Here is a 13,056-nt window from a genome sequence, read left to right as displayed (position 1 = left end):
CATCGCGCTCTTTAATACACCGCCTGGAAAGAATATTGCCTGGCCCGCACAGTTTTCGGCAGATTCTTTCCACCAATGGACGCATGCCTGAGGTTCTTCTCGTGCCTGATATGAAGCTTTTTGCTGGTAACGCCACCCCGGAACTAGCACAACGTATTGCCAACCGCCTGTACACTTCACTCGGCGACGCCGCTGTAGGTCGCTTTAGCGACGGCGAAGTCAGCGTACAAATCAACGAAAATGTACGCGGTGGTGATATTTTCATCATCCAGTCCACTTGTGCCCCTACTAACGACAACCTGATGGAATTAGTCGTTATGGTTGATGCCCTGCGTCGTGCTTCCGCAGGTCGTATCACCGCTGTTATCCCCTACTTTGGCTATGCGCGCCAGGACCGTCGCGTCCGTTCCGCTCGTGTACCAATCACTGCGAAAGTGGTTGCAGACTTCCTCTCCAGCGTCGGTGTTGACCGTGTGCTGACAGTGGATCTGCACGCTGAACAGATTCAGGGTTTCTTCGACGTTCCGGTTGATAACGTATTTGGTAGCCCGATCCTGCTGGAAGACATGCTGCAGCTGAATCTGGATAACCCGATTGTGGTTTCTCCGGACATCGGCGGCGTTGTGCGTGCCCGCGCTATCGCTAAGCTGTTGAACGATACCGATATGGCAATCATCGATAAACGTCGTCCGCGTGCGAACGTTTCCCAGGTGATGCATATCATCGGTGACGTTGCAGGTCGTGACTGCGTACTGGTCGATGACATGATCGACACTGGCGGTACGCTGTGTAAAGCTGCTGAAGCGCTGAAAGAACGTGGTGCTAAACGTGTATTTGCGTATGCGACTCACCCGATCTTCTCTGGCAACGCGGCGAACAACCTGCGTAACTCTGTAATTGATGAAGTCGTTGTCTGCGATACTATTCCGCTGAGCGATGAAATCAAATTACTGCCGAACGTGCGTACTCTGACCCTGTCAGGTATGCTGGCCGAAGCGATTCGTCGTATCAGCAACGAAGAATCGATCTCTGCTATGTTCGAACATTAATCGAACCCGGCTCAAAGACCCGCTGCGGCGGGTTTTTTTGTCTGTAATATCCATTTGTATGACCTATGCCTCCTTCACCTGCCATTTAGTTGACAGATGATGCGCTCACGGATGAAACATTATTGTGAACAAAATATTCTCCTCACATGTGATGCCTTTCCGCGCTCTGATCGACGCTTGCTGGAAAGAAAAATACACTGCCGCACGGTTTACCCGTGACCTGATTGCCGGGATTACCGTCGGGATTATTGCTATTCCGCTGGCGATGGCGTTAGCAATTGGCAGTGGCGTAGCTCCACAGTACGGTTTATACACCGCTGCTGTTGCAGGGATTGTCATTGCTCTGACGGGTGGGTCGCGCTTTAGCGTCTCCGGTCCGACTGCGGCATTTGTGGTAATTCTCTATCCTGTTTCGCAACAGTTTGGACTGGCAGGCCTGCTGGTTGCGACATTGTTGTCTGGGATCTTTTTGATCCTGATGGGGCTGGCACGCTTTGGTCGCCTGATTGAGTATATTCCGGTTTCCGTTACCTTAGGCTTCACCTCGGGTATCGGGATCACCATCGGTACGATGCAGATTAAAGATTTTCTCGGTCTGCAAATGGCTCATGTCCCGGAACATTATCTGCAAAAAGTTGGCGCATTATTTATGGCGCTGCCGACGATTAACGTGGGTGATGCCGCAATTGGTATTGTTACGCTTGGGATCCTGATTTTCTGGCCGCGCCTGGGCATCCGTTTACCTGGTCACCTTCCAGCATTGCTGGCCGGTTGTGCGGTGATGGGAATTGTTAACCTGCTCGGCGGGCATGTTGCTACCATCGGCTCGCAATTCCACTACGTTCTGGCCGATGGCTCCCAGGGTAACGGTATCCCGCAACTGCTGCCGCAGTTGGTGCTACCGTGGGATCTGCCCAATTCAGAATTCACGCTAAGCTGGGACTCCATTCGCACTCTTCTGCCTGCAGCATTCTCAATGGCAATGCTCGGGGCGATTGAATCTCTGCTCTGCGCTGTGGTACTGGATGGTATGACCGGAACGAAACACAAAGCGAATAGTGAGCTGGTCGGCCAGGGGCTGGGGAATATCATTGCCCCATTCTTTGGCGGTATTACCGCTACAGCCGCGATCGCGCGTTCTGCCGCTAACGTCCGTGCCGGGGCGACTTCCCCCATCTCGGCGGTAATTCACTCTATTCTGGTTATTCTTGCCCTGCTGGTACTGGCACCGCTGCTTTCCTGGCTGCCGCTTTCCGCCATGGCTGCCCTGCTGCTGATGGTGGCGTGGAACATGAGTGAAGCGCATAAAGTAGTCGATTTGCTGCGTCATGCGCCGAAGGATGACATCATCGTCATGCTGCTGTGCATGTCACTGACCGTGCTGTTTGATATGGTTATTGCCATCAGCGTAGGGATCGTGCTGGCATCGCTGCTGTTTATGCGCCGTATCGCCCGTATGACTCGCCTGGCTCCGGTAGCAGTAGACGTGCCTGACGATGTACTGGTTCTGCGTGTTATCGGCCCGCTGTTTTTCGCTGCGGCTGAAGGTCTGTTCACTGAACTGGAATCACGTCTGGAAGGAAAACGAATTGTTATTCTGAAGTGGGATGCCGTTCCGGTGCTTGATGCCGGTGGTCTTGATGCGTTCCAGCGTTTTGTGAAGCGACTGCCTGAAGGGTGTGAACTGCGCGTGTGTAACGTGGAATTTCAGCCTCTGCGCACAATGGCTCGATCCGGTATTCAACCGATTCCGGGACGCCTGGCGTTCTTCCCGAATCGCAGCGCAGCGATGGCTGATCTGTAAGAAAGGCATTAAATTGACCAGTCAGCACAAACTGACTGGTCAGTAAACTGCATTATACATTAGCTATGACGACGATTATCGCTACGGCGGCAACGTTTGTCATAGTGGCGAACCCACCAGTAACGGTCGCACACCTGTTCATACCCACCAACACGGGCACCCGCCAGCCAGAGAATGGCACCGACGAAAATACTCAGCACTGCACCATGTGCGAAATACTGGGGCATATTAAACTGTGGTAACTGGTTGAGGATTGAATACCCCACGCCAACCACCATCACCACCAGACCCAACCCCATGAGCACGTTACCGAGTAACGAAGCGTTTTTGCGTTTCATATGTCACCTCCGGAACTTTCTGGGTTGTAACAGGGAATACCCCTCATCCTTATGTGTAAAGTATAGACAACACCCTGTGGCTTATGTGCGGGTGTGATCACAATTACCCCCTTTATTTCAACAAAACTTTACAAATAACCATCTGAACACCCTGACTTTCTAATAGTCTGTAGAGGCAATTATTGTGTTGTCAGCATATAAGGCGCTGTTTTTTGTCAAGCGGGGCCGCAACCAGTAAACTACGCGCCAGTTATGTACTCACTCAGGACAAAAAACGTGACGATTAAATTGATTGTCGGCCTGGCGAACCCCGGCGCTGAATATGCAGCAACGCGACATAATGCTGGTGCCTGGTTCGTTGACTTACTGGCGGAGCGTTTACGCGCCCCTCTACGGGAAGAAGCTAAATTCTTCGGTTATACCTCACGAGTGACTCTCGGAGGAGAAGATGTCCGCCTGTTAGTCCCGACTACATTTATGAATCTCAGCGGCAAAGCAGTCGCAGCGATGGCCAGTTTTTTCCGCATTAACCCGGATGAAATTCTGGTCGCCCACGACGAACTGGATCTGCCTCCTGGCGTCGCCAAATTTAAATTGGGCGGTGGCCACGGTGGTCACAATGGACTGAAAGACATCATCAGTAAATTAGGTAATAACCCTAACTTTCACCGTTTACGCATCGGAATTGGTCATCCGGGCGATAAAAACAAAGTTGTCGGCTTTGTGTTAGGCAAACCACCTGTTAGTGAACAGAAGTTAATTGATGACGCCATCGACGAAGCGGCACGTTGTACTGAAATGTGGTTTACAGATGGCCTGACCAAAGCAACGAACCGATTGCACGCCTTTAAAGCGCAATAAGTCGTTGTCTGCGGCATTTTTGCCGAGTGCCGTGTATAATAGGCAAAGTTATTTCCATTTCTACAATCTGTTTACGATAACAGGTTGATTATTAAGATATTAAGGTGATTTAAATCATGGGATTCAAATGCGGTATCGTCGGTTTGCCCAACGTCGGGAAATCTACCCTGTTCAACGCGCTGACCAAAGCCGGTATTGAAGCGGCCAACTTTCCATTCTGCACCATCGAGCCGAACACCGGCGTCGTACCAATGCCCGATCCACGCCTGGATCAACTGGCTGAAATCGTAAAACCGCAGCGCACGCTTCCCACCACCATGGAATTTGTCGATATCGCCGGTCTGGTAAAAGGCGCGTCGAAAGGTGAAGGTCTGGGTAACCAGTTCCTGACCAACATCCGTGAAACCGAAGCGATCGGCCACGTTGTTCGTTGCTTTGAAAATGACAATATCATCCACGTTTCCGGCAAAGTTAACCCGGCGGACGATATTGACGTTATCAATACCGAACTGGCACTGGCGGATCTCGACACCTGTGAACGTGCAATTCATCGCGTACAGAAGAAGGCCAAAGGTGGCGATAAAGACGCGAAAGCCGAACTGGCGGTTCTGGAAAAATGTCTGCCACAGCTAGAAAACGCAGGTATGCTGCGCGCGCTGGATTTAAGCGCAGAAGAGAAAGCGGCTATTCGTTACCTGAGCTTCCTGACTCTGAAACCGACGATGTACATCGCCAACGTCAACGAAGACGGTTTTGAAAACAACCCGTATCTTGACCAGGTGCGTGAGATTGCGGCGAAAGAAGGCTCTATCGTGGTTCCGGTTTGTGCTGCTGTTGAAGCAGACATTGCCGAACTGGACGACGAAGAACGTGACGAGTTTATGCAGGAACTGGGACTGGAAGAGCCGGGTCTGAACCGTGTGATCCGTGCTGGTTATAAACTGCTGAATCTGCAAACTTACTTCACCGCTGGGGTGAAAGAAGTGCGCGCATGGACCATTCCGGTTGGTGCAACGGCTCCGCAGGCTGCTGGCAAAATCCACACCGATTTTGAAAAAGGCTTTATCCGTGCACAAACCATCTCGTTTGAAGATTTCATCACTTACAAAGGTGAACAAGGCGCGAAAGAAGCGGGCAAAATGCGTGCAGAAGGTAAAGATTACATCGTTAAAGATGGCGATGTGATGAACTTCCTGTTCAACGTCTAATTCCGCGTAATACCCGAGCGGTTAATAATGAGCCATTATGTGAGTTGCACATAATGGCTTTTTTTTTACCTGCTACGCTGCTACTTCCAATTCTGAGTTACCGAAATTCATAATCAGACTCCTGGCAATATTAACAATATGGCTTTTATGTGATAACAATCACAGTGCATTAACCGTTCAAGAGTTTGTCATGAAAAAAACATTTACCTTCAGCCTGTTAGCAATTGTCTTCGCCAGCCTGTTAAGTGCTTGTGTTCCTCACCATCATCACCGCCACAGCGATGGCCCTCGTGGCCCTGCGGCCTCCGGTAAGCCAATGCCCCCCTCAAATGGTGGGCCAAATCATGGCAGCCCTGGTCATAGTCGCTATTAATTAGTAAGTCATAGACGGGAGAGTACATACTCTCCCACTATCCACGGCGTTTGAACTGACTCGCATCAATGCCATGTTGCTTCATTTTTCGCCACAGCGTAGTGCGACCAATCCCCAGTAATGCAGACATTTCCTGAATACGTCCGCCCGTAACCTGAGCTGCATTAATAATTGCCTCTTTTTCGACTTCCGCAAATGACAGACTGGTTGAAAGACGTGTGGCGCTGACATCATCTGTCGCCTGTTCGGTAAACAGATGTTCAGGCAAATCACTGATGCGAATTCGCCCGTTATCGCTGCTCAGGGCAAGGTTCTCGATGACGCTGTACAGTTCAAAATCATTGCCGGGCCATGCACAAGAAACCAGGCGGGCAAGCGCATCGTCATCAATTTTCAGGCGGGTTGAGAAACGTTTTTCGAGATTGCGCAGCTTGTTATTCACCAACGCCGGAATACTGCCGCGCCGCATACGCAGCGGCGGGATAGTAATTTCAAACGCATGCAGCGCGTAATAAAGTTGCCGGCTAAAGCGATTTTGTTCCACCAGCATTGCCAGATCCGCGGTCGTTGTAGCAATGACTTTGACATCAATCGGTATTAAACGCCGCGCATCCAGCCGCGTGATAACCCCCTGCTTGATAACCTGTAATAAAGCAGACTGTAACTCCACTGCCAGATATTCAATTTTTTCAAGAAACAACGTGCCGCCGTGCGCCAGTTCCAGCCGACTCAGGCGACCATTTTCGTTCTCCGGGCGATCGCTGCCAATAAGCTCGTCCGCCAGCGTCGCATCACCGTATAACTCGCAATTGACGGCGATATAAGGCCCTGCTGCCCGCTCGCTTTCATTATGAATTGCCTGACTTAACAGGGCTTTACCAACGCCCTCTTCCCCACAAAGTAGAACAGGAAAACTGCTGCGCGCCGCCTGACGGCCAAAATGAATCAAGCGGCGGGTTTGCGGATCGTCCTGCGGCATATGGGCAAATGTATGACTAACTTTACCTAATTGACTGGTCATCAATTGCCGCATCTGTTCCACCGGATGCAGCAACAGAATAAAGCTGGTTCCCTGCGTTTCTATTATCGGTTTAAGGGTAATGACCGCATCAATAAACTGATGCTGGCTTTCAAAGGTCGCTTCCACATGTTTGAGCGGATGCGCCTGTTTTATTGCCTGTTGCAAAACGGCGGGTAACGTTAACAGTTCAGTGATCGCCTTGCCCTGACTTGCCGTCGCGTCCAGACGCAAAACACGCGCCGCCTGAGCATTGATAAATTGCAAATTACCCTGCTCGTCCCAGCTAATCACCCCATCGTCCATACTTTCTAACAGGGCGTTAAGCTGATTTAAATGCCGATTAGTTTCAGCAAGCAAACTGTCCGTCAGCAGTAAATTCCCCACCTCGCGAGCAATTGCCAGCGTCAACGGCAAATCGGCTGCCGTTGATTGTTCAGCCGGACACGCCAGGGCTATCGTCCCCGTCAATCGCCCTTTGCTGTCAAACAGTGGCGTTGCACAAAATGCCCAATCCCAAAGCATCTGCTTAAAATGTTGATCGGCCTTCGTTTTCACAGCCTGACCGGAGATAGCCGCTAACGATAATGCACAAGTGCCAATGATCCCTTCAGCACAATATGTACCGTCGCTGAATCCCAGCAGACTGAGCTGGCGCAACGTCTGCGGATCCCCATAACGGCTAAGAATGCAGGCCGTTTCATCAAGGATAAACAGGGCGCACTCTCGGGGTGCCATATATTCCCAGGCATCTTCCAGCGCCGCTTGCCCGAGCGTCAGCATCGCCTTTTTACGCCGACAAATAGAAGCAAATGTTACGCCCTGTGCCTGGTGCGGTTTGCTCCATAACTCCCGTTTCATCAGCTTACAGCATCGCTCCCAGGAGGCTGCAATTAAGGGAGAAAGCCCCCGGCTATCGTCGTTAAAACTGCCATTCATATTCCGCTCACTTATGACAAAAGGTGTTCCGGCTCGCAATTTTTAGTATTAAGACACATCCAAGTTTCAATATGAAACATTCATTAAAGCATATGTTCCATTATGAAACGCAATTTGGGTTAATTTTCTTTTCCCTTGCCTGATGCACAATGGATTCATCGGCAGTCAGTGGTCGCCGTATCGTTGAACATCATCCATGCCCTACCGTAAATGCTGGAGCAAAATAATGAAAAAATTGATCAATGATGTGCAAGACGTACTGAACGAACAACTGGCAGGGCTGGCGAAAGCCCATCCTTCGCTGACGCTGCATCAGGACCCACTGTATGTCACCCGAGCTGATGCACCCGTTGCAGGAAAAGTCGCTCTACTGTCGGGCGGCGGCAGCGGACACGAGCCGATGCACTGCGGTTATATCGGCCAGGGAATGCTCTCGGGGGCATGTCCTGGCGAAATATTCACCTCTCCGACGCCAGACAAAATCTTTGAATGTGCCATGCAAATTGATGGCGGCGAAGGTGTGCTGCTGATTATCAAAAATTACACCGGCGATATTCTTAACTTCGAAACAGCAACAGAATTACTGCACGACAGCGGCGTAAAAGTCACCACAGTGGTTGTCGATGACGACGTTGCGGTGAAAGACAGTCTTTACACCGCCGGGCGGCGCGGCGTTGCCAACACGGTATTAATTGAAAAACTGGTGGGTGCGGCGGCGGAACGTGGCGACTCACTGGACGCCTGTGCAGAACTGGGGCGTAAGTTGAATAATCAGGGTCACTCAATTGGTATCGCCCTCGGTGCCTGTACCGTTCCTGCCGCAGGCAAACCGTCTTTTACGTTGGCGGATAATGAGATGGAGTTTGGCGTTGGCATTCATGGTGAACCAGGTATTGACCGTCGCCCCTTCTCTTCCCTTAATCAAACCGTCGATGAAATGTTCGATACCCTGCTGGAAAATGGCGCATATCATCGCACGCTGCGTTTCTGGGATTATCAACAAGGAAACTGGCTGGAACAGACGCAAACCAAACAGCCGCTACAGTCTGGCGATCGGGTGATTGCACTGGTCAACAATCTTGGTGCCACACCGCTTTCTGAGCTATACGGCGTCTATAACCGCCTGACCACGCGTTGTCAGCAAGCGGGTTTGACTATCGAGCGTAATTTAATTGGCGCGTACTGCACCTCACTGGATATGTCCGGCTTTTCTATCACCTTACTGAAAGTTGATGACGAAATGCTGGCACTATGGGACGCCCCGGTCCATACCCCGGCACTCAACTGGGGTAAATAAGGAGATGATGATGTCACTGAGCAGAACACAGATTGTTAACTGGCTCACTCGCTGTGGAGAAATTTTCAGCAAAGAGAGCGATTATCTCACCAGCCTTGACCGTGAAATTGGTGACGCTGACCACGGGCTGAATATGAATCGTGGCTTTAGCAAAGTGGTGGAGAAACTACCCGCCATCGAGGACAAGGATATTGGTTTCATCCTCAAAAATACCGGTATGACGTTGCTTTCCAGCGTCGGCGGTGCCAGTGGTCCGCTGTTCGGTACGTTTTTTATTCGCGCCGCACAGGTAACTCAGGCACGACAAAGCCTGACGCTGGAAGAGCTTTATCAGATGTTCCGCGATGGTGCGGATGGCGTAATCAGCCGGGGAAAAGCCGAGCCCGGCGATAAGACCATGTGCGATGTCTGGGTGCCGGTGGTTGAGTCGTTACGTCAGTCCTGCGAGCAAAATCTCTCTGTTCCGGCGGCGCTCGACGCTGCCAGCAGCGTCGCTGAATCCGCTGCACAAAGCACGATTACGATGCAAGCCCGCAAAGGCCGTGCCAGTTACCTCGGTGAACGCAGTATCGGTCACCAGGATCCTGGCGCGACCTCCGTGATGTTTATGATGAAAATGCTGGCTTTAGCCGCGAAAGAGTAAGGAATTGGTGATGGTAAACCTGGTCATAGTTTCACATAGCGCCCGACTGGGAGAAGGTGTTGGTGAATTAGCCCGTCAGATGCTGATGAGCGATAGTTGTAAAATCGCCGTTGCCGCGGGGATTGATGATCCACAAAATCCCATCGGCACCGATGCCGTCAAAGTGATGGAAGCCATCGAATCCGTTGCCGATGCCGACCATGTGCTGGTCATGATGGATATGGGGAGCGCGTTATTGAGTGCAGAAACCGCACTGGAATTGCTTGCGCCAGAGATCGCCGCAAAAGTACGGTTGTGCGCCGCACCGTTGGTTGAAGGGACGCTGGCTGCGACGGTCAGCGCGGCGTCAGGTGCGGATATCAACCAGGTTATCCATGACGCAATGCATGCGCTGGAAGCCAAACGCGAACAACTGGGTTTACCGTCATCCGACAGTGAAATCTCTGACATATGCCCTCCGCACGATGAAGAAGCTCGTTCTCTGGCGGTGGTGATTAAAAACCGTAACGGCCTCCACGTGCGCCCGGCCTCCCGACTGGTCTATACCTTATCGGTATTTAATGCGGACATGTTGCTGGAGAAAAACGGTAAATGCGTCACGCCGGAAAGTATTAACCAGATTGCGCTGTTACAAGTCCGCTATAACGATACTCTGCGCCTGATTGTGAAAGGGCCTGAAGCTGAAGAGGCGCTGGCCGCTTTCCGCCAGTTGGCTGAAGATAACTTTGGTGAAACGGAAGAGATAGCGCCACCGACTCTGCGCCCAGTCCCTCCTGTCACGGGTAAAGCCTTCTATTATCAACCGGTTTTATGCACAGTGCAGGCGAAATCAACTCTGACAGCGGAACAAGAACAGGAACGATTACGCCAGGCGATTGACTTCACATTGTTAGATTTGATGGCCTTATCGGCAAAGGCAGAGGCAAACGGGCTCGACGATATCGCCGCGATCTTTTCCGGCCACCATACTCTGTTAGACGATCCTGAGCTACTGGCGGCGGCAAGCGAACTCCTTCAGCATGAACACTGCACAGCAGAATATGCCTGGCAGCAGGTTCTTAAAGAACTTAGCCAGCAATATCAGCAGCTTGATGATGAATATTTGCAAGCTCGCTATATTGATGTAGACGATCTTCTGCATCGTACCCTGCTCCACCTGACACAGACGAAAGAAGAACTGCCGCAATTTAGCGCGCCGACTATTTTACTGGCGGAGAATATTTACCCTTCCACCATGTTGCAACTGGACCCGACTGTCGTTAAAGGCATCTGTCTTAGCGCCGGAAGCCCGGTATCCCACAGCGCCTTAATTGCCCGTGAACTGGGCATTGGCTGGGTTTGTCAGCAGGGCGAGAAACTGTATGCGCTACAACCTGAAGAGACATTAACCCTGGATGTAAAAGCACAACGCTTCAGGCATCAGAGTTAAATTAGATTCTCCGTCAGATTTGTCTGTCAGTTCGCAGAATAAGATTTCAATCATGTCCTTACGGCGATCCTGAACTAAGGTTTTCTGATACTTGAATACCGTTTTGTTCGGTATCGCCAAAGGAGAATGATTGATGAAACCACGTGTCCCTCGTCATCCACAAAGAATGGCGTTAATTCCCACCACACTTTTTTTGTGTTTTGCCGCGCTATCGGCACAGGCGGAAGAAATTGCCGTCACACCACAATCGCCTGATATTTTGTTGGGACCGTTGTTTGACGATGTACAAAACGCCAAACTTTTTCCGGATCAAAAAACCTTTGCCGACGCCGTGCCAAACAGCGATCCGCTGATGATCCTCGCTGATTACCGGATGCAACAGAACCAGAGCGGGTTTGATTTGCGTCACTTCGTGAAAGTCAATTTCTCCCTGCCAAAAGAAGGCGAGAAACACATCCCACCAAAGGGACAGTCGCTACGTGAACATATTGATGGGCTTTGGCCGGTATTAACCCGCACAACCGAAAGCACCGAAAAATGGGACTCTCTGCTGCCGTTGCCGAAACCCTATGTCGTGCCGGGGGGGCGTTTCCGGGAAGTATATTACTGGGACAGCTACTTCACTATGCTGGGGCTTGCTGAAAGCGGTCACTGGGATAAAGTTGCGGATATGGTGGCGAATTTTGGCTATGAAATAGACACTTACGGACATATTCCAAACGGTAATCGCAGCTATTATTTGAGCCGTTCACAACCACCCTTCTTTGCCCTGATGGTGGAGTTACTGGCACAACATGAAGGCGATGCAGCGTTGAAACAGTATCTGCCGCAACTGCAAAAAGAATATGCTTACTGGATGGACGGCGTTGAAAACCTGCAAGCCGGGCAACAGGAAAAACGCGTTGTAAAGCTCAAGGATGGCACTATCCTTAACCGCTACTGGGACGACCGCGATACACCGCGTCCGGAATCGTGGGTGGAAGATATCGCCACAGCCAAAAGCAATCCCGGTCGCCCCGCTACGGAAATCTATCGCGACCTGCGTTCCGCCGCCGCATCTGGCTGGGATTTCAGCTCGCGCTGGATGGATAATCCACAGCAGTTAAATACCTTGCGCACCACCAGCATTGTGCCGGTCGATCTTAATAGTCTGATGTATAAAATGGAAAAAATTCTCGCCAGCGCCAGTAAAGCCGCCGGGGATAACGCGATGGCCAGTCAATATGAAACATTAGCCAATGCCCGTCAGCAAGGGATCGAAAAATACCTGTGGAACGACCAGCAAGGCTGGTATGCCGATTACGATCTGAAGAGCCATAAAGTACGCAATCAGTTAACTGCCGCCGCCCTGTTCCCGCTGTATGTCAACGCTGCGGCGAAAGATCGTGCCAGCAAAATGGCAACGGCGACCAGAACGCATCTGCTGCAACCTGGCGGACTGAACACCACCTCGGTGAGAAGTGGACAGCAATGGGATGCGCCAAATGGCTGGGCACCGTTGCAATGGGTTGCTACCGAAGGATTACAAAACTACGGGCAAAATGAGGTGGCGATGGATATTAGCTGGAATTTCCTGACCAATGTTCAACACACTTATGACCGGGAGAAAAAGCTGGTCGAAAAATATGATGTCAGCACCACCGGAACAGGTGGCGGCGGTGGCGAATATCCGTTGCAGGATGGCTTTGGCTGGACCAACGGCGTGACGCTGAAAATGCTGGATTTGATCTGCCCGAAAGCGCAACCGTGTGACAACGTTCCGGCAAGTCGCCCACTCAGTAAATCAACAACACCGCCGGTTAAACAAAAAGAGGCGGAACCTACGCCTTAAATTTACTGTATATCGGGCAATGTCATTCCGCACATTAAATTGGCATTGCCCATTTTTTCCATGAAATATCAAAAATCGCTCATTATACGTTCTATACCTTAGCCGTCTTATATCAGAGCAAGCGTTAAATCTTGCATTATCAATTTATTAATCATTACGATTCTATTTATATTTTTGTCTGTCTCCCATTCTCCCTGATAATTTTTCTTGTTAAACAAAATGCTGTTTAGCAAATAAGCAGACCAATCTGTTTCTTTAAATAAATC

At 50.8% G+C, this 13,056-nt stretch carries 11 protein-coding genes; 9 read left to right on the top strand and 2 right to left on the bottom strand.

Features of this window, described 5'->3' with window-relative positions; all coding sequences use genetic code 11:
- Nucleotides 1-101: 101 nt before the first annotated feature.
- The gene (gene prs, locus ESM_RS0100945; RefSeq protein ID WP_001516529.1) at nt 102-1,049 is read left to right on the top strand and encodes a ribose-phosphate diphosphokinase; all 948 of its coding nucleotides are present in this window, start codon (nt 102-104) and stop codon (nt 1,047-1,049) included.
- 124 nt (nt 1,050-1,173) lie between these two features.
- Entirely contained in the window at nt 1,174-2,853 is a 1,680-nt protein-coding gene (gene dauA / locus ESM_RS0100940) for a C4-dicarboxylic acid transporter DauA (RefSeq protein WP_001033338.1), read from the top strand.
- Nucleotides 2,854-2,912: 59 nt separating this feature from the next.
- Here the strand turns inward: dauA and ychH are convergent, their stop codons facing one another.
- Nucleotides 2,913-3,191, bottom strand: coding sequence for a stress-induced protein YchH (gene ychH / locus ESM_RS0100935; protein WP_000823886.1), 279 nt, complete (start codon nt 3,189-3,191; stop codon nt 2,913-2,915).
- 276 nt (nt 3,192-3,467) lie between these two features.
- Here ychH and pth point away from each other — a divergent pair, with 276 nt between their 5' ends.
- The 3 genes from pth (at nt 3,468) to ESM_RS01000000123630 (ending at nt 5,633) form a co-directional block, all read left to right on the top strand.
- On the top strand, nt 3,468-4,052 hold the full coding sequence (gene pth / locus ESM_RS0100930) for an aminoacyl-tRNA hydrolase (protein ID WP_000152932.1): 585 nt from the start codon (nt 3,468-3,470) through the stop codon (nt 4,050-4,052).
- A gap of 116 nt (nt 4,053-4,168) precedes the next feature.
- Nucleotides 4,169-5,260, top strand: a complete 1,092-nt coding sequence (gene ychF, locus ESM_RS0100925) for a redox-regulated ATPase YchF (protein WP_000505858.1) — start codon at nt 4,169-4,171, stop codon at nt 5,258-5,260.
- A 190-nt stretch (nt 5,261-5,450) separates the two neighbouring features.
- On the top strand, nt 5,451-5,633 hold the full coding sequence (locus tag ESM_RS01000000123630; RefSeq protein ID WP_016248797.1) for a hypothetical protein: 183 nt from the start codon (nt 5,451-5,453) through the stop codon (nt 5,631-5,633).
- Nucleotides 5,634-5,670: 37 nt separating this feature from the next.
- Here ESM_RS01000000123630 and dhaR read toward each other — a convergent pair whose 3' ends face one another.
- Nucleotides 5,671-7,590: a dihydroxyacetone kinase operon transcriptional regulator DhaR gene (gene dhaR / locus ESM_RS0100920; protein WP_001014478.1), complete on the bottom strand. Its 1,920-nt coding sequence runs from the start codon at nt 7,588-7,590 to the stop codon at nt 5,671-5,673.
- A 226-nt stretch (nt 7,591-7,816) separates the two neighbouring features.
- Between dhaR and dhaK the strand changes: the two genes are divergently transcribed.
- The 4 genes from dhaK (at nt 7,817) to ESM_RS0100900 (ending at nt 12,790) form a co-directional block, all read left to right on the top strand.
- Entirely contained in the window at nt 7,817-8,887 is a 1,071-nt protein-coding gene (gene dhaK, locus ESM_RS0100915; protein WP_000733746.1) for a dihydroxyacetone kinase subunit DhaK, read from the top strand.
- Nucleotides 8,888-8,897: 10 nt separating this feature from the next.
- Entirely contained in the window at nt 8,898-9,530 is a 633-nt protein-coding gene (dhaL, locus tag ESM_RS0100910; protein ID WP_001516534.1) for a dihydroxyacetone kinase subunit DhaL, read from the top strand.
- A gap of 10 nt (nt 9,531-9,540) precedes the next feature.
- Complete coding sequence (gene dhaM, locus ESM_RS0100905; RefSeq protein ID WP_001516535.1) at nt 9,541-10,959, top strand: dihydroxyacetone kinase phosphoryl donor subunit DhaM; 1,419 nt, start codon at nt 9,541-9,543, stop codon at nt 10,957-10,959.
- A 133-nt stretch (nt 10,960-11,092) separates the two neighbouring features.
- Nucleotides 11,093-12,790, top strand: a complete 1,698-nt coding sequence (locus ESM_RS0100900) for an alpha,alpha-trehalase (protein WP_000804567.1) — start codon at nt 11,093-11,095, stop codon at nt 12,788-12,790.
- Nucleotides 12,791-13,056 lie beyond the last annotated feature (266 nt).

The sequence above is a fragment of the Escherichia sp. TW09308 genome (assembly GCF_000208565.1).
GTDB lineage: Bacteria > Pseudomonadota > Gammaproteobacteria > Enterobacterales > Enterobacteriaceae > Escherichia > Escherichia marmotae.
Note: the sequence above shows the minus strand (reverse complement) of the source record. Positions and strands in the feature narration are given on the sequence as shown.

Bases quoted from the DNA above. Each gene is read 5' to 3' on its own strand.
- dhaM (WP_001516535.1), top strand. From the start codon at position 9,541: ATGGTAAACCTGGTCATAGTTTCACATAGCGCCCGACTGGGAGAAGGT.
- dhaK (WP_000733746.1), top strand. From the start codon at position 7,817: ATGAAAAAATTGATCAATGATGTGCAAGACGTACTGAACGAACAACTG.
- ESM_RS0100900 (WP_000804567.1), top strand. From the start codon at position 11,093: ATGAAACCACGTGTCCCTCGTCATCCACAAAGAATGGCGTTAATTCCC.
- ychH (WP_000823886.1), bottom strand. From the start codon at position 3,191: ATGAAACGCAAAAACGCTTCGTTACTCGGTAACGTGCTCATGGGGTTG.
- ychF (WP_000505858.1), top strand. From the start codon at position 4,169: ATGGGATTCAAATGCGGTATCGTCGGTTTGCCCAACGTCGGGAAATCT.
- dhaL (WP_001516534.1), top strand. From the start codon at position 8,898: ATGTCACTGAGCAGAACACAGATTGTTAACTGGCTCACTCGCTGTGGA.
- ESM_RS01000000123630 (WP_016248797.1), top strand. From the start codon at position 5,451: ATGAAAAAAACATTTACCTTCAGCCTGTTAGCAATTGTCTTCGCCAGC.
- dhaR (WP_001014478.1), bottom strand. From the start codon at position 7,590: ATGAATGGCAGTTTTAACGACGATAGCCGGGGGCTTTCTCCCTTAATT.